Source organism: Ktedonobacter sp. SOSP1-52 (genome assembly GCF_016587395.1).
Window position 1 is genome coordinate 2749405 of record NZ_BNJH01000001.1, and the last position, 16790, is coordinate 2766194.

Annotated in this window: 16 protein-coding genes and 2 pseudogenes; 7 read left to right on the top strand and 11 right to left on the bottom strand. The window is 53.1% G+C overall.

Annotation, left to right across the window (positions count from 1 at the left end):
* The first annotated feature begins 65 nt into the window (after nucleotides 1-65).
* A pseudogene (locus JMJ16_RS13190) lies at nucleotides 66-2623 on the top strand (PAS domain S-box protein).
* A gap of 747 nt (nucleotides 2624-3370) precedes the next feature.
* Nucleotides 3371-3964: a hypothetical protein gene (locus tag JMJ16_RS13195; protein WP_201381893.1), complete on the top strand. Its 594-nt coding sequence runs from the start codon at nucleotides 3371-3373 to the stop codon at nucleotides 3962-3964.
* Between the two features lie 12 nt (nucleotides 3965-3976).
* Here the strand turns inward: JMJ16_RS13195 and JMJ16_RS13200 are convergent, their stop codons facing one another.
* Nucleotides 3977-4405, bottom strand: a complete 429-nt coding sequence (locus tag JMJ16_RS13200; protein ID WP_201381895.1) for a hypothetical protein — start codon at nucleotides 4403-4405, stop codon at nucleotides 3977-3979.
* A gap of 46 nt (nucleotides 4406-4451) precedes the next feature.
* Between JMJ16_RS13200 and JMJ16_RS55985 the strand changes: the two genes are divergently transcribed.
* Nucleotides 4452-4577, top strand: coding sequence for a hypothetical protein (locus JMJ16_RS55985; protein ID WP_255553186.1), 126 nt, complete (start codon nucleotides 4452-4454; stop codon nucleotides 4575-4577).
* A 417-nt stretch (nucleotides 4578-4994) separates the two neighbouring features.
* On the opposite strand, the gene JMJ16_RS54165 is transcribed toward JMJ16_RS55985, so the two are convergent.
* From JMJ16_RS54165 to JMJ16_RS13210, 3 genes are read right to left on the bottom strand one after another with little or no spacing between them, the layout of a single operon-like run.
* On the bottom strand, nucleotides 4995-5474 hold the full coding sequence (locus JMJ16_RS54165) for a transposase (RefSeq protein ID WP_236601122.1): 480 nt from the start codon (nucleotides 5472-5474) through the stop codon (nucleotides 4995-4997).
* A 26-nt stretch (nucleotides 5475-5500) separates the two neighbouring features.
* Nucleotides 5501-6001 carry an IS630 family transposase gene (locus JMJ16_RS54170; protein WP_236601123.1) on the bottom strand — a complete coding sequence of 167 codons (501 nt, stop codon included), beginning with the start codon at nucleotides 5999-6001 and terminating at the stop codon, nucleotides 5501-5503.
* Between the two features lie 39 nt (nucleotides 6002-6040).
* Complete coding sequence (locus JMJ16_RS13210) at nucleotides 6041-6355, bottom strand: RNA-binding protein (protein WP_201381897.1); 315 nt, start codon at nucleotides 6353-6355, stop codon at nucleotides 6041-6043.
* 382 nt (nucleotides 6356-6737) lie between these two features.
* Between JMJ16_RS13210 and JMJ16_RS55990 the strand changes: the two genes are divergently transcribed.
* Nucleotides 6738-6860, top strand: a complete 123-nt coding sequence (locus JMJ16_RS55990; RefSeq protein WP_255553187.1) for a hypothetical protein — start codon at nucleotides 6738-6740, stop codon at nucleotides 6858-6860.
* A gap of 554 nt (nucleotides 6861-7414) precedes the next feature.
* On the opposite strand, the gene JMJ16_RS13215 is transcribed toward JMJ16_RS55990, so the two are convergent.
* Both JMJ16_RS13215 and JMJ16_RS54175 read right to left on the bottom strand, forming a co-directional pair.
* On the bottom strand, nucleotides 7415-7768 hold the full coding sequence (locus tag JMJ16_RS13215) for a hypothetical protein (protein WP_201381899.1): 354 nt from the start codon (nucleotides 7766-7768) through the stop codon (nucleotides 7415-7417).
* Nucleotides 7749-8024, bottom strand: coding sequence for a hypothetical protein (locus JMJ16_RS54175; RefSeq protein ID WP_236601588.1), 276 nt, complete (start codon nucleotides 8022-8024; stop codon nucleotides 7749-7751). Before JMJ16_RS54175 ends, JMJ16_RS13215 begins: the two co-directional genes overlap by 20 nt.
* On the opposite strand from JMJ16_RS54175, the pseudogene JMJ16_RS13220 reads away from it, so the two are divergent.
* Nucleotides 7926-8215: pseudogene (locus JMJ16_RS13220) on the top strand (ISAzo13 family transposase); the annotation flags it as partial. The gene JMJ16_RS54175 and the pseudogene JMJ16_RS13220 sit on opposite strands and share 99 nt — an antisense overlap.
* A 451-nt stretch (nucleotides 8216-8666) precedes the next feature.
* On the opposite strand, the gene JMJ16_RS13225 reads toward JMJ16_RS13220, so the two are convergent.
* The 3 genes from JMJ16_RS13225 to JMJ16_RS13235 are packed head-to-tail and all read right to left on the bottom strand — an operon-like array spanning nucleotide 8667 to nucleotide 11170.
* On the bottom strand, nucleotides 8667-9317 hold the full coding sequence (locus JMJ16_RS13225; protein WP_201381900.1) for a hypothetical protein: 651 nt from the start codon (nucleotides 9315-9317) through the stop codon (nucleotides 8667-8669).
* A 42-nt stretch (nucleotides 9318-9359) separates the two neighbouring features.
* On the bottom strand, nucleotides 9360-10592 hold the full coding sequence (locus JMJ16_RS13230; protein WP_201381902.1) for an ISAs1 family transposase: 1233 nt from the start codon (nucleotides 10590-10592) through the stop codon (nucleotides 9360-9362).
* Nucleotides 10565-11170: a hypothetical protein gene (locus JMJ16_RS13235; protein ID WP_201381904.1), complete on the bottom strand. Its 606-nt coding sequence runs from the start codon at nucleotides 11168-11170 to the stop codon at nucleotides 10565-10567. Before JMJ16_RS13235 ends, JMJ16_RS13230 begins: the two co-directional genes overlap by 28 nt.
* Nucleotides 11171-11757: 587 nt before the next feature.
* Between JMJ16_RS13235 and JMJ16_RS13240 the strand changes: the two genes are divergently transcribed.
* A complete protein-coding gene (locus JMJ16_RS13240; RefSeq protein ID WP_201381906.1) occupies nucleotides 11758-12456 on the top strand; it encodes a helix-turn-helix transcriptional regulator in 699 nt (232 codons plus the stop codon).
* Nucleotides 12457-12558: 102 nt separating this feature from the next.
* Here JMJ16_RS13240 and JMJ16_RS13245 read toward each other — a convergent pair whose 3' ends face one another.
* The gene (locus tag JMJ16_RS13245) at nucleotides 12559-13638 is read right to left on the bottom strand and encodes a hypothetical protein (protein ID WP_201381908.1); all 1080 of its coding nucleotides are present in this window, start codon (nucleotides 13636-13638) and stop codon (nucleotides 12559-12561) included.
* Between the two features lie 25 nt (nucleotides 13639-13663).
* Nucleotides 13664-14008, bottom strand: coding sequence for a hypothetical protein (locus JMJ16_RS54180; protein WP_236601450.1), 345 nt, complete (start codon nucleotides 14006-14008; stop codon nucleotides 13664-13666).
* Nucleotides 14009-14955: 947 nt separating this feature from the next.
* Between JMJ16_RS54180 and JMJ16_RS13255 the strand changes: the two genes are divergently transcribed.
* Nucleotides 14956-16767, top strand: coding sequence for a thiamine pyrophosphate-binding protein (locus JMJ16_RS13255; RefSeq protein WP_236601451.1), 1812 nt, complete (start codon nucleotides 14956-14958; stop codon nucleotides 16765-16767).
* Nucleotides 16768-16790: the final 23 nt, after the last annotated feature.

A 16790-nucleotide genomic window follows, 5' to 3' on the forward strand; every position in this document is an offset into this window, starting at 1 on the left:
GTGAGAGCAGGAATGCGTCTTCGTTCTCAGGGATGGGGGTACGTGAAAGGGAGAGCTACCGCACGATGTCGAATACCGAACAGACCCAGCGTCTCACGCCTGCGTCGAGTGAGACGCTCCTCACGCTTCTTGAGACGCTTCCTGGGGCCTTGTTTGTCGTCGATGATGCCGCAAAGATTGTGTATGCCAATGCGAGCGCGCAGGCCCTGCTCGGCGCCACACGAGAGGACGTAGTGGGCAAGCCCTTGTGGCGCGGTGCTTCCCAACTGGTGAGCACCGCACTCTACCAGGCTGTTCAGCAGACCAGACAGACCCGAGCACCCGCCGAAGTGGAGTATGTGTCTCCTGTGACCCGAACCTGGCTGCACGTGCAACTCGCTCCCACGGCTGGGGGCTTGATGGTGCAGGTCCACCAGGGCAGAGCCGCAGCCCGACGAGAGGCGCCGGTTCCCCAGGGCGAGCGTTTCTCCATCGAGGACCTGAATGGCTTGTATAGCAGAATCGGCGTGCTGACCCCCGAGGGGATCGTCCTAGAGATCAATGAGGTTCCCTTGGCGGAAGCGCGCGTCCGACGCGAGGAGGTCATTGGTTACCCGCTCGCCCAAACCCGGTGGTGGTCCTGTGCTCCGATCAGTCGAGAGCAGTTGTGTGCCGCCATCGCGCGAGCTAGCAGGGGAGAAACCGTGCGGTTCGAGGCGGTGGTTCACCTCAGAGAAGGCCTGGACCGTCACCTGGAGGTCGCGATCACTCCCCACAAAGATGCGGATCACCACATCGCGTACCTCGTCATCGCTAGCATCGACATCACCGAGCGCAAGCGCGCCGAAGCGGAAATCCATGCCCTCATCGATGCCATCCCCCAGCTGGTCTGGACCACGCAACCGGACGGCTCTCAGGACTCGTGTAATCAACGCTGGCGCGACTATACCGGCCTGAACACCGAAGAGGCCCAGGGGAGGGGTGGATGCAGTGTCTGCATCCGGAGGATCGGTCACGCGTCCGCTCCGCGTGGCAGCGTGCCGTCCAGACCGGCGGGGTGTATGAAACGGAACTGCGCCTGCGTCATGGCACGACCGGGGAGTATCGCTGGTTCTTAGCCCGCGGCATGCCTGTGCGTGATGACGCAGGCCAGATCCTCAAGTGGTTTGGCACGTGCACCGATATTGGGGCGCAGAAACAAGCCGAGCAGCAGCTCAAAGAAAGCCGGGAAGAACTTCGCGTTTTGCTGGAGACGATGCCTCAGCTTGTGTGGACGACGCGACCGGATGGCTTTCTGGAATATGGCAATCAGCACATCCTTACCTATCTGAACGTTCCCGTTGAAGGGGTCAATGGAGACCAGTGGTTGCATTTCGTCCATCCCGATGATCGACAAAAGACGTGGACTGTCTGGCAGACGCAGCTCCGCACCGGCCAATCTCATGAGGTCGAATATCGCCTGCGCGAGGGCAAGACGGGGAACTACCGCTGGTTTCTGGTACGAGGCATCCCTTTCAGAGATGAGCAGGGACACATCCTGAAATGGTTTGGCACGTGCACCGACATCGAGGACCAGAAGCGGACGGAGGAAGCCTTACGCCAGAGTCAGGAGCGCGCGAGCGTCCTGATGAACTCCAGCATTATCGGGATCAATATCATCGAAGGGGAGCAGATTGTGGACGCCAACGACACCTTTCTGCGCATGACCGGCTATACCCGCGAAGACCTGCGTGCCGGGCGCATGAACTGGATGCACATGACGCCCCCAGACTACCTGGCTCGTACCCAGCAGGCCCATCAGGAACTTGCCACGCAGCAGTCGATAACGCCCTATGAGAAAGAGTACGTGTGTCAAGATGGCAGCCGTCTTCCTGTGCTTGTGGGGGCCGTCGTCTTCCAGCATCACCCGTTCCAAGCCATCGCCTTTGTGCTGGATAATTCGGCCCGCAAGGAACTGGAACAACGCAAAGATGACTTTATCAGCATGGCCGGCCATGAACTCAGGAACCCGCTCGCCGTAGTAAAGATGCAGACCCAACTGGTGCGAAAGCGACTGGAAAGGCAATCCCAGCACGAGGCTGCCACAGCGCTTTCCCGGGTGGAGGGACCCGTCAAGCAACTGGAACGCCTGATCGGCGAGTTACTGGATGTCTCCAAGATCCAGGCGGGCAAATTGGAATATCGGCAGGAGACGGTCGACCTTGATGCGTTGCTTCATGAGGTGGCAGACACCATGCAGCAGATACATACGACGCATACCATGGTGGTGCGAGGTGCCGCCCCACGCTCACTGGTCGGGGACAAAGACCGGCTCGGACAGGTCTTCACCAACCTGATCAGCAATGCCATCAAGTATTCTCCCGGCGCAGAGACGGTCGAGATGGATCTCTCCACCTCCGAAGAGACGGTCACGGTCCGTGTCCGTGATCATGGCCTGGGTATCCCACGAGAGCAGCGCGACAAGATTTTTGAGCGCTTCTATCGGGCCTCTGGTCCCAGGCAGAAAGCGATCCCAGGCCTGGGCATGGGACTCTACATTGTGCAGGAGATCGTCAAACGCCATGGGGGAACCATTACCGTGGACAGTGAAGTCGGTAAAGGATCGACCTTTACGGTGACCCTTCCCAGGAAGAGAGATGCCTGAGCGATACGAACAGGGAACATCCGCCCCAGGACGACATTGGTCTTGAGATGGTACGTCGCGACTGGACGACCTACCATGACTAGACCCGGTGGATCCTGGAGAACATGCTGACCTGATGGTTGCTGCTCCAGCGCGATCGAGGTCACGAGCACGACCACCTCCCCTCCGTTTCAGTGCTGCTTGAACCGAGGGGGTGCCTGGCTTACGAGATGTGCAATGAGCTAAGCGCAAGGAGAGCTTTGTCTTCAGGCCGAGTAAAAACCAGGAGGGATCTGCTGATAGTGCGAAAGAGGCATCTGTTCCTTAACTCCTTCTGCTTCCACCCCCTCTGATTGTGCTCTCTTCTCTCAGCTTTTCTCTCGCCAATCTCAGCCGTTTTGAGGAGGAGACCCCGCCTGGGGAGACGATGACAGAAAGTTGCACACAACGAGATGTATCTATGACTGAAGTGGCTCTCGAACGTCCTTCATTGCTGTTATGCTTTCTGTGAAGAAGTGACATTCCCCCTCTTGTCAACAAGCAAATGCTGTGGCCAAGATGGCTTCTGAAGCCGTTTCGCACTCTACCAACTGTATGCTGCTGCAATCTCGTTGCGCAATCCGTGGGTTCAGCGCGTTCAAGTACATACCCAATTAGGGGGAAGTATGTCCCCCTATAATTGAAATATAGAGGTTATCTAAACTTCTCCGGGATAGCACCGTGCGTCCCGTTTCATGTTCCTTACACGACCACACGAAAGGAGCAGATATGTCCTATCTTTTACATTACATACGACGAACCATCATGTTTGCTCGTCAACATCGTAGGCAGCTGTGCATACGACGAACTATCATGTTTACTCGTCAACATCATAGGCAACTGCAGGGAATGCTCCTCATCGTTGCTCTCCTGGCCAGCATGATCCTGCTTGCCCACTCCCTCGCTATCACCCAGCAAACGGCAACGCACTATGCACCCTCGTTACATCCATCTATCGGCTATCCACATGGTGCTAGTTCCCCCGCTGCCGTTCCGCAGAACTCGACCCCCCAGGTCGTCTACTCGGATGGCGCTAGCTCCCCCGCTGCCGTTCCGCATAACTCGACCCCCCAGGTCGCCTACTCGCATGGTGTTAGCTCCCCTGCTGCCGTTCCGCATAACTCGACCCCCCAGGTCGCCTACCCGCATGGCGCTGGCCTCCTCAATATGACCTATCCTGGGTGGACTCGCTCCTATCATCGTCTATCCTGGCGACAGCCCATCCATCGCCTATCCTGGCGACAGCTCATCCATCGTCTATCCTGGCGACAGCTCATCCATCGCCTATCCTGGCGACAGCTCATCCATCGTCTATCCATCTAGCGGCCCTTCCGCTCAGCTGAAATAGCAACCTGTCACGCAGTGTTGTTGGAAAGACGCAGAATCCCGTCGGTTCCGTTGCGACCAGTGAATTGTCACAAGCAGTTCACTGGTTTCTTTGTCTTCAAAGACCCCTTTGAGCATACCCACATTGGGCACGAATGCCAGGCGGGGTTTGAGTGCAGGAATCATTTTCAGTTCGGTATCGTAGTAGAACCCCTCTGGCCCCATCTGGATGTCCAGATGTTGACGGTGGAGACGCAAACAGGTCCGTCGAAGGTTTCGTCTGCTCCAGTCTCGCCAGAGCAGCGGAGCCGATCCCACCGGCAGAGGATGAAGCAGGAGGCTCATCGGGCGCGGTTTGGTCGTGGTGCTGCCGTTGCATTGGCACTGTTCGCGCAAGGAACACGGACGGCAATCGTGAATGCTGGCCCCATAGACCACGCGCAGGGTGCCATCGGCTTTGCGGCGGTGTTCGTGCGGGAGGAGTGTGCTGCAGCCAGGGAGGGAGAAGATCGGTGTACTGGTCCTCTTGACCTGGAAGGAACAGCGCGAAGAGCCACATGGTCGACGCTTCGCGCGTTTTCTTGTGTTCGCGACTGGAAGCCATCTTTAGTGGCTTTGTCCATGAACGGTGGAGGGTTGGCCGGCGGCATAGGAGCTGCTCACGGCTGTATTAGGCATGCTGGTTGAGGTGCAGGGTCATGGATGCCTGACGGGGTCCTGTGGGTTATAGAGCAGGTGTGCTTGCTGGCGTAATCATGGCTTTCGAATATGAGGCCAGATATATGCCTGATGAGCGCACCGTTCATGGTTTGGAGGAATGCTTCGGGAGGAGACTGTTTCAGGAGCAGAACAGGACCGGAACAGGGGGATGATGGGGGTGAGGTGAGTGAGAGGCGAGATGAATCCATTCACTTGCGAAAGATCCTTTTCCGCCAAAAAGAAGCGAAGAGCATTCTCCCCTGTCGCGGGGAGGATGCTCTTCGCTTCTTTTCTCGCTAGAAGAGACTACTGACATCGTGATAAGAAACTAAACTGAGTAGCCGCATTGCAGTGAACAACTACGAATAATGTCGCGTTTGTGACGTAATCGCTCTTTTGCTCGAAGCAGCTCTTGATACAAGTGATCGAGGTCCCGACAACAGAGATTGCCCATCTCGACGCGCTTGAGATACTGCCAGATGCCCTCATCTGGGTTGAGGTCGGGAGCGTAGCCTGGAAGTTGCTCCAAATGCAGTCGTTTGCCCATCTTCGTTTTGAGAAAGGTCTTGATCTCATGGTTGCGATGGATGGGAGAGCCATCCCAGATGATCAGGACCTTGCCGCTGATCTTACGCAACAGCACTTTCAGAAATCCGACCACTGCCTCCGCATCATAGGAGGTCTGGCGCACTTGCATGAAAAGCCGCCCATCCAGGGTAATCCCACTGATCGCGGAGAGGTGATCCCGTGTCAGTTTCACGCGCAGAAGAGGCGTTTGCCTGCGCGGAGCCCAAGTACGAACCGCCATTGGCAGCAGATAGAACCCAGCCTCATCTACCCAGAGGATGGTGTATTTCTCGTTTTCGGCTTTTTTTTAATCGCTGGCCAACGATCTTCATACCACTGCTTGATAGCTTCTTCATTCCGTTGCGTCGCCCGTTCGATTGGCTGTTGAGGACTCCAACCAGCTTCTCGTAACAGTCGTCCGGCGTGATCGGGATGGTAACGGACACCAAAGCTGCGATAGATCACTTCCGCGATCCGCTTCCCTGTCCAGACATCTCCCCGAAATCCATAGGCTTCTGCCCCCTCCACCAACAAGCCAGGAATCTGCGCTTGTTGCTCAATTGACAGTTTTGGCTTCACGCCTTTAGGAGGATGTGCTTTGAGTGCTTCTATGCCGCCTTCTCTTGCTTGTTTCATCCATTGGCTCACGGCTCCCTTACTTACCCCTAGTGCTTTGGCTATATCCTTTTGTTGCCATCCTTGTTGCTTCAGTTTCCATGCTTGTTTGCGTCGTTCTTCTCGCCAATCGGCTTTCTTTGGTGCTCCCATGCTGCCGATTCTATCACAGTTTACTTGCTTCCGTCGACGTCAGTAGTAGCGGTCGCGATAACCACCACCATTTGAGCTGCGACCGCGGCTCTGGTAGCCACCACCGGGAGCGCGACGCTCGCGGGCCTCGTTGACCGTAATGGTGCGGTCGCCCAAGGTTGAGCCGTTCAGCTGCTCAATAGCCGCGCGGGTCTCGTCATCGCTGCTCATTTCAACAAAGCCGAAGCCTTTGCTGCGCCCAGTCTCACGATCGGTGATGACTGTGGCGGAGGTAACCTGGCCGATCTGCTCAAAAAGCTGGATCAGATCCTGCTCGGTTGACTGGTAGGGGAGGCCCCCAACGTAAATTCTCATCTTAATTCTGCTCCTGTGCTGACATCTCCCGACAATTGATGCTCGTGAAACCAACTCTCACAGGAGCGATCTAATTCTTTCTAATGCCATACGTTATCAAAAACAACAGAGAGGGATAGTCTATTCCCTGATATGAGACGGTTTTGAAATCGTGAGATCGCATCACGCTGTGTGGCTTCCCGACCAACATACGCTCCTGCCATTGTCATAGCACATGTGACAAACACAGGTATGGTTGGTTTGAAGGCGTCGTGTTCATGACTCAGAGGGGAGATCGAGGTCAAAGTCCACAATGTGATAGCGTCCGTCGAGGGGGGAGTGCTCGACGACGCAATACGGTTCGAGCGGCGGAAGGTCGAGGGATGGAGGAGATTGCCGGTACGTGAGCCAGGTCGCGAGCGCCTCTGGCAGATCGGGCAGAGAGGGAGAGAGCCAGGCAACGCGCGTCCAGGGCCTGCTCTGGGGTCAAGTCGATGCAGCGGCCATCGGGCAGCTGCATGTGTAGGGTGTGGTCCACGGTCATGAGTATCTCCCAGCGTGAGTGTGAGCGTGGTCAGAGGATGTGTGTGTGATTCACCTCTTACGAGGGTATTGTCAACTTAAAAAAATTTGTTGATGAGCTTTCACCACATTAATGCCACATTCGCCAGGATTCTCCAGAAAACACGGTCAGAAAATGGGCATCATCCCCACTTTTGGGTCTGCTTCTGTTGTTTAAACTCTACAATTTTGCTTAAGTTGACAATACCCTTAACACAACCTCGACGATCGTGCGGTTTCCTCTCCTCGGACAGCTCTGCCTCTCCGAGCAAGACCTCGTGCCCTTTTTTCTGATGGACTCTCGTTTTTCTCATCTCTTTTGGCCTTTCCACCCTCCATTCCTCTGCTACTGCTTTCTCTCAGCGGGGGATCGCCCAGGGGCGCGCCGTTTCTTTCCCTCAGCTAGCAGATTAGCTCTTCAACACACTCGTTGCGCAACTCGTGGGTGATGCGCCTGATAACGTAGCCGCCACCAGGGTGAGGTGCATTATTCCATCTCAAGGAATAAGTAGAGAGAGTTTACCCGAGGTCACTCAAGATCTTGTATTCCTCCTCGCCTGCGTGCTCGGGATCTTGCACGAACCGACGAATAACCTCCAGATGCTTCCCACGCACAAGCTCCCGTACAATATCCCCATCCGCATCTGATTGCTGTTTAATGAACGAAAATACCACTGTATCGTCTGCATCGGGTGTTTCACGTAGGACGTTTAGCAGGTCTATGGCTAGATAGCGGTATTTGCTCGCGCTATCTGGGTGAAGTGGGAGTCGCCAATCGGTCCAGGTGCGATCAGGTTCTGGCCTGTGAATGCGGTTGTAGATCAGAGCAGCCACGGCCTCGGTCCAGGCCGCGCTAAGATATGTCTTGCCCATGCGCAAGCTCCTCCTGTTCTCTTTGCCATCGATTGATGGCCCTTCGCCATTGGTAAATATGTATCAAATTTATAAGTGTCTTGGCCGCGAAAGCACCGACCAGCACCGCTAGTATCACCTTAGAGCATTGCACGATGAACGTTTCATCCATCTCTCGATCACTATTACGGTGGCGCATTATCCGCCTGCCACCAGCAAATGGAACAAGATTGAGCATCGGCTCTTTTCCTTCATCTCGATCAATTGGCGTGCTCACCCCCTCACTTCCCTGGAAGTCGTGCTTGAGCTCATCTCTCACACGACCACCACAGAAGGCTTAACGGTGACCGCTGTCAAAGATAGTCAGATCTATCCCACTGGTCTGAAAGTCACCGACGAGGAACTGGCTGCACTCAATCTCTTCAGAGATGCCTTCATGGGGAGTGGAACTATACCATCAAGCCTCAAGGCAGCTTGCGCGATGCCCAATGCTCCTGCTCCGCTGGTCAACGGTTGCTGGAGCGCAAGCCAACTTGCCACCGAGGCGATCAGGAGGATTGCGCTCAAACCGCCTGAGATTCCTACGCTAGTGAGCGTGACGAGCAGTTTGCTCCCGGCGAGTGCTCCTTTGAGTCCTGCCAGGCCGATGCTTTTCCCTCCGGCAGCAACAGCTTGCATAAATGTGAACCACCTTTCATTGAAGCTGAAATGCCCAGTCGGTATGAGGTGTGAGGAGGAATATGGCTAATTTCCTTGCCTCATCAGGTAATGCCAGTAATGGCGGCTACGGTTTTAGCGCTACTGATGATGGACTTGGTCGTGTTCGTCACATCGCGATTGACTGCGCCGAGTGAGGCGCTCACGGCCTCTGAGAATAACATCCCGGGGATTTTAAAAGCGACGTAGATAATCGCGGTCCCTAAAAAGATGGAGATGGGGGTGGCGCTTGCAGATACGCTCGCGTGTCCAAGGCGATCCAAACAAGCCTGCTTGGCCTGGTCGGACATGTTGGCGCAGATATCGGGTGCATTGATGTTGACTTTGCTGAAATTGGCAATGAGCGCTGAGCCGAGACCAAGGATAATGACTTGAAGTGGTTGAACCAGAAGCGCTGAGAAAAAGGTTGTGGCCCTAGTCGTCCCCAGTTACGCGTCAACTCGTTCCCCAGCAGGACAATCCACCAGGGCGCGAGCACAATGCAGATGTCGAGCACGGCCAGGCGGACCATCGCGATGAACACATAGCAGATGGACGCCGCAAAATCGATGAGAATAAATATTGCCCAGACCACCGGCTGCTCTACCCAGTTAATGCCTCCCAGGGGTAACGTAAAGTCTCCTGCGGAGCGCCCTAAGATCCAGCCCAGGAAGGACATACTGATAAAGTTGCACAGCTCGATGAGCTGTGGAAGGATAAAGTAAAATCCCAGGTTCGCCGCAATGGCGGCGGCGAGGATGCGTGCAACCGATCCCATGAGACTTTTTTCTTGGAGGTCGAGATACCGGTACATCATCACCTGGTAGCCTGCAAAGATCAGCAAGAGGGCTACAAGCCCATTCATCGCTGTCAAGGCCCACGCTGAGCCTGCCCAGGGCTTTTTGGTTTACCCGTATTACCGTGATAACTTGCCACACAGCAGTTGCAAGGCCTCGCGAGGCTGAGCACAAAAATGCCGCATAGCAGAGGCGACATTGTTGACCTGCAACCAATCCATCATGGCGAGTACCCCTCCATTAAGGGCTGCTAACGCCGCTGGAGCCCCTGCCAAACGGACTTGAGAGGCATCTTCACCCATCGTCACATCACGCCGATAGTGGAGGCGGTTTTCAATACACCAATGGGCTTGCTGCAACTGGAGTAAGCGTGCTGCGTTGGCCAGACGAGGCGGCAGATTGGTGAGACCATAGACGATCTCCTCACGCACCTTCCCATCCTTTCGATGCGTCGTGTGCCTGCGCAACCGGAAGACCTGTGCCACACCTGCCCATTGCGGCTCAAACCAGTCATTCATCAGCGTGCTGCTCCACAGTTCTCTGATTTCCAGACGTCCATGCCCCTTTTGAACGCTCTTGACATACTGCCACTGCTGGCGGGGAGCGTCTTCTTCCTCAAAAAAGTCGCGGAGATCTTCATAGAGTTGTGGCTGATTAAGCTTGGCAATCAGCAGATAGTAGCCTCCATAGCGCTCAACCGCCGCACACCACTTTGTTTGCGTATGCATGGCATCGGCACTAATGATACGCCCTTTGACCAAGGCGGGATGCAACAAGGCAGCCGCCGCACTGATCTCATTTTCTTTGCTGCGAACCTCACGTTGGGCGAGGACAATGCCGCTTTGGCACTCATAGAGGCAGAGCAGATGGACAGGAGGCTGCTCACTGCTCTGGTGTCCTAAGGTTCCTCGCATCTGTTTGCCATCCATGGCTGCCTGAATGAGCGGCTTCTCTTGACCTGGCTTGGAAAGCCGACCAGATTCCTCACCGCAGTGCTCAACCGCTCTGGCTTTCAGTACAACACCAGCCAAGACGGTGGCAATCTCCTGGTCATTACACTGACTGAGTGCAAAGGTGTAGGTCGAATTCGTTGGAAAGCGCCTCGGCCAGCCCAAATAGCCCTGAAGCTGCTCCTTTCTCTCGTCAATCCACTCCACAATCCCGTGGATACTGCTCTCTCCTGCCAGCTTTCCTAACAGCAGCAGCGTCAATATCAACGGAAGGGGATAACGTCTCCCTCGTTTGCCACGTCGATCTTTCACCTGAGCAAAGGCGGCGTAGAAGGAGGTGGGATCCACGTGAAGCGCTTCGGGAAAGGCTTTTTTCATTTCGTCAGATATGGTAAGGTACATCCAAGGTCATTTCTCGCTTTCTTAGGGGTGTTTTGAGTTTTCCTAAGTGTAGCAAGAAATGACTTCTTTTTCACTCTTTTCGGGTAAACCAAAAAGCCCTGTGAGCCTGCCAGGATCATGGGGTTTTTATAGGAGAGGTCCGCCGGGGTGACATACATAAAACCAAAGCTGCTGGCCCAGTCAATAATTTGCTTTTGAAAAAAGTCGACAGCCGTCCGCCAGAATTGATTCCAAACATAGGTTAAGCCTTGCCAGAGCCATTCCCCTGGGTTGGGAAAAGGATCTAGCGTGCTCGATTGGCTGCTTTGTGCCTGGGATGTGGTGCTGCTGGTCAGCGGTACTTGTTGTGTTTGTTTTTGGAGGTTTACCGTTGGCGCGGGCGCCGTGGGCGAGGAAACAGCTTGTGCTCCTCCAAAGCCAGTCGGTGTTGTCGCTGCAGCTTGCGACTGGGTGGCCAGAAAAAGCACCAGAAAGCAGCAGCTGAGGCTAAGGATGACGACCGGCCTCGCATAGTGCCAGAAAGATCTTGCGGAGTTGCGAGACTTCTTCAGGTGGGACCTGGATGCCCAATGATGCATGATTTCTTTCTCCTCCCTCTGTGCGCGGCGATCCCAGCCCTTTGAGCAAGGCTAGAGAACACCGTATTGCAGAATAGCTTGCTTCTGTTCAAGCATAGAGGAGGAGGGCAGGAATAGGAAGGACCACTTTTCTGACCTCCCTCGGGGGAAGGAGAGAGAATGTTCCTACAAGAGAGAAGAGATATACCACTGAGTGGCATACATATAGCCACTAGCAGTAGTTACCAAGCCTAAACTGCCCAGGTGAACGTTCTCGAGAAACTGGCTAGGCTGGCTTCTCAAGCCCCTACTGCGTGACGAAAAGGTATCATTAGCTTTTTCAACTAACCAATAGTGTCTTGCAGTGGGAGATAGAAACGCGCACTAAAAAGTTGCTGGACTGCTATGCTGAAGCGTAAAAGTTTGTTTGAACTTGAGGCAGCTGTGGTGTCGAAAGATTTACGTAAGCAGGGAAACTTTTTATACATTCTTTCGCGGGGCTTCGTCCTCCTAGAGAGTCTGTTCTCTGTTCTCTGCGACCGTATCTGCTTGATCGTTTCCTATAGCTATGATATGGTAGTGGTGATTTGAATATCAGGAGCGGCGCAATGGATGATAGCCAAAAACTAGTATTCGTCTTATCTGAAAAAGACTTGCAAATAATGAGGCTCGTCGAAAAAGGGAAGACAAACCCAGAGATCGCATCAATCCTCGGCATGAGTAGCAAGGCCATTACGAATCGCCTGCAGAAAATATATGCTAGATTGGGCGTGACGAGCCGAATTGAAGCAGTTTGGGTCTGGCGCGGGAAGATATTGCTACGGCAATATTTTCCCTACCCTTTCAATACATTAACAGGTTCAGAAATGCAAGTTATGTGCCTGCTGGCCGAAGGCAAGACGAACCAAGAGATTGCAGAAGAAATTAAGAAAGATCATAGAACAGTTGGCACGCATCTCACAAATATTTATTCCAAACTACAGATATCTAGTCGGGCAAAGGCAATCTTACTCTTTCAAAAGAGTATAGAACAAGCAAAGCTGGAACACAGAGAACACGCAGAGAAGTCCGCCAACACCCCCAACAATACAGAGCTTCATCAGGTTAATCTCCTGAATCAATATATTGCCCTTCATGGTCCTATCCCGATCACAATTCTCAACCAGCCAGGAACCATACAACTGGCGTTTTATAATACCGGCGGCTTTCATGTCGTCTTCAAGCCTGCTCCTGGTCGATCTCCCCGGCAGGTACTTCTTTATGATGAAGCACAATGGCAGGCTTTGCTGATGCAAATTGAAGCGTGAGAGCCAAATTACGAGAAAGTATAGGGAGCCAGGAGGGTTGGGATTCCATTTCGTTGAAGCAAGAAGGCAAGCAATCTTTTTCATTGCTTGCCTTTCTCCTGTTTATTCCCTGGCTCTCTGAGAGGATCGTGGGTCAAAGGGAGCCACTGTGTTGTAATCAATTGTCTTGCCTTGCAATGCGGCAATAAGCGGGTCAATTTGTGTATGAGTCAGGCCGATGCGAGGATTGTGATGTAGAGCATCCGCATGCTGAATTGACTGAACGGTCTTGTTGACCGCATACTCCACACGTTGCAGCTCTTGCTCGGCTTGCGCTGCTCGCTGGAAACGAACAAGCAAGTTATTCAGTGCTCTTGAAATCTGCCAGAGAACATTTCCCTGGGTAAGTGGCGCACGTGCATTCAGGTTGCCGTTTGCCACCTCAATATGGATGTCCAGAATTTGTTGAATACCTTGCTCAAGTTCTTGTTTCTGATCCGCCAGTTCATGCTCCAATTTGGCTATCATTTCCGCTTTGTCAGCGCGCTTAGCTGCCTTGTTCGTTCCACTCACCCATAAAAATGAGACAAACGCAACGAGCAGTTGGACCGCTATGGGCCTGATCAAGATGGGGAGAAACTGAGATTGCATATCATGCATGAGAACCTGGTTGTGTGGCTGCCAAATGAGGCTTACAGCAATGACCGCCATATTATAGACCATGACGATAAAGACACTGCCTGGAGCAAGGAGCGAAACGCAGAGCAGTTCGCCAAAGACAAATAGTTCATATTGTTGGATACTCGGTTCGTCGAGGGGCCAGGTTGTGAAAATGACCATGGTGAGAGCCGCTTCGAATGCGAATGTAAGCAAAATGCCTGCGGCCTGGAGGTGTCTGGCGCGATTTAAAATGAGCGCGGGAATCGAGAGCACAAGCATCCCCAGGTCCGCATAAATTACATAGGGGTTGGGTAAAGCAAAGCAAGCAGGGATAAACAAAATAAAGGACACGCAAAGCCAGAAAACAATGGTGCTCAAAAGATGTGATTTTCTGGCGGCTTCTCGCTGCGCGAAAGAAGCATTTGCGGGAGGTTCTGGGATGGAGGTCAGATTATACCACCATTGTACTAACCCATGTCGCTCGCTTTTCTGTTCCACCAATTCATTGGGAGACCATCCTTGATTGGGCATACCTTTATTCATTGTGCCTATCCTTCCTTGATAAAGCTTAGGTTATAGTGATGAGTTTGAGGGCTAAGAGTACACGAAGCGCTTCCTCCGTGACCTCTGGCCGCAGTGGCATCTCTCTCTTTATCGCCTCAATGCTTCGTTGCCCATCGATTGCTCTATACACTGTCGTTAACATCAGCTTGTGCTGGTCTGTCCAGCCATGTAATGTTGTCACATCGAGCGGCGCAACGATTCTGGGGACAGGAGTGCTGTGCTCCGGGCGAGGAGAAGAGTCTAATCGTGATGTTGGTGGCGTTGGTGAAGGTGGTGCTGGAAGAGGGAAAAGTTTCCACTCAAATGGCCCCTTCTCAGTATCGACTGTGATTAGGGTATTGAGTGCCATCGGTTGGCGTTCCCCGCTCCTTGCCTCAACATAACAAGAGGTGACCACCCTTCAACGAGCTGTATATATCCCATACAGCGACCACTAATGCCAGGTACATGATGAATCTCGGCCCGCAACAGGCCGTTTTTCCGGTATCGCTCAAATACGCTGAGACTAAAAGCTAAGCCAAGGCTCGCATCGAAAAGATCTTTACTCATGTCGCGCCTCTTACCCATTGCTGAAAATATTGGCATTCCCTCCTCTCCACGATCTTTTGCAGATATAGCGCGTTTGATCTCTGTGAAACGGAGATCTTCATACTCCACAAAGAGTTAAGACGACAAGGGTCAGCCAGAGCCAGGAGAAGCCCTATCCCATGGGACTCAGGTTAAATGTAGCATATTCAAACATAGAAATCTATAAGGTTGAAGGTGAATGCTCTATTAGCGTTCTATCAGCGTCTCATCACTAGACTTCATTTGTTTCGGAAGAAGCAGAAATAAATTTAGATCGTTTGGCTCCCTAAGCCACTTGAGCTGCATTTGCTCTTGATAGAATTGATAACTTTTCGCAGCGTTGAACGCCCATTAAGAGAATTCTGACCATTTTTTGAATCCTAGCAAAATAGTCTCATATAAATGCTTGAGTTTATTAGCATGCTGGTTCATATTTTGTATATTTGTATCTGCTTTATAGCACTTTTGCGCTATCATGGGGAGATAGTTAGACAATATATTGGTGAAGTGGTATATACAAATAAGGTTGAACCATTTGCACTTTTATCGAGAGAGGAACGTTTTTTTCTAAATATGGTCTATTTTTCAGGCGGAAAGGCATGGATTGCCGTGTTCTTCCCTGTGCATCGCAACAATGTACCGGACTCTCGGCAGAGATTCGCCTGAGAGATCCTCTCCTCGTGCCCCACTGCTTTTAGATATAGCAAGTGAAAGGAGCGATTTTATAAAATGCAGGAAGTACAGGAAGCGCAGGAAGCGCAGGAAACATCTACTGTGACGGAGTCACTGACCACACCGGCTATGCTGGAATCCCCTGCCATCCACATCCTATTGCAAACTCTTGAGGAGGTAGGTGTTACCCATATATTTGGAGTTCCAGGCGGCCCCCTGGTTCCACTCTTCGAAGCCCTTGCGCAACGGCAGCGTATTCAACCCGTTTTGGCCAAACATGAGGAAGGAGCCGCATTTATGGCCGAGGGCTATGCACGTGTGCGCCGTGGATTGGGGGTCTGTTGCGGGACTAGTGGTCCTGGTGCGACGAATTTGCTGACGGGCATCACCAGCGCAACGAGTGATTCTATTCCCGTGCTGGCGCTCACCGGTCAGGTCGCAACAAGTGTCTTTGGCAAAGGTGGCTTGCAAGATAGCAGCAGTGGGAACCGGACCATCGATATCGTTGAGGTCTATCGTACTGCCAGCAAATTGTCGCTGATGCTCCAGAGTGGCCAACAGATGCAACATATGATCCGCCGGATGGTCCGCGCTGCTTTGACCGGGCGGCCTGGCGCGGTGCATCTCAATCTTCCTGCCGATGTGGTCAAGCAATCCGCTCCCGATGATGGACTCCCTGTCACAAAATTTTTCTCTCATACACTTCCCTCGGGCGATCCAGTGGCGATCCGGGATGTAGCCGCTACCTTGCAGACAGCGCAAAGGCCTGCCTTGCTTGTTGGACATGGGATTAATCTTTCTGGTGCGTGGGCTCCTCTCCAGCAAGTGGCGGAAGCGTTACAGATTCCAGTTGCTACGACGCTGAAGGGCAAGAGCGCCTTCCCGGAGCGGCATGCGCTCTCGCTTGGAGTGTTTGGCTTCGGCGGTCATCCCCTGGCGGAAGCATATTTGTGTTCTGAAGAGGTTGACGTTCTGGTGATCATTGGCACGAGCCTGGGAGAATTTCAAACGAACGGGTGGGATAAGAGACTCGCGCCCCCTCACCGTACCATTATCCAGATTGACCTTGATCCCCTGGCAATCGGCAATATCTATCCTGTTGATCAGAGCGTGACTGGTGATGCGAAGGCAATCCTCGAAGCGCTTGCGAAGGCATTTGGTACGCTGACTCCGCTCCCACAGGAAAGGCCGCACCCGACAGAGAATATAGTGGAAAGTATGCGGACAGAGACCCCTCGCTACTATGATGTCGAAATGCTTCAGAAAGGGGCTTCCATCCTCAAGCCGCAAGCGGTCGTCTCGAAAATGAATGAGGTGCTGCCTGACGAGACGTTGCTCTTTGTCGACAATGGTAACTGCCTCTCGTGGGCAGGTCAATTTTATGAAGCACGCCAACCTGGAACGGTGTTTTTCGCGACTAATACGGCATCGATGGGCTACTCTGTAGCCGCGGCCATTGGTGGCAAGATCGCAGCCCCCAGGCGACCGGTCGTTGCACTGCTTGGTGATGGGGCCTTTGGCATGCACGGTATGGAGATCCATACGGCTGCGGAATATCAATTGCCGATCATCTGGGTGGTACTGAACAACGGGGGTCATGGGATGGTGTACAATGGCGAGAAATTGCTCAACGGGCAATCGTATCTAACTACTTTTAGTACCCCATTAGATGTGAGTGCCATCGCCTGGGGTGTTGGTATAGATGCTTTTAAAGCTATGAATCTTGCTGAGTTCGAAGGCGCTCTGCACCACGCGCTTGAGGCGCAGGTGCCTTGTGTGATTGAAGTCATGGTTGATCTCGAAGAAGTTCCGCGTTCATTGCAACAACGCGCGGATACACTGACCGCCTTCTTTGGCAAAAAAGGGTAGGCACGTTTCACTGTGACAAATCC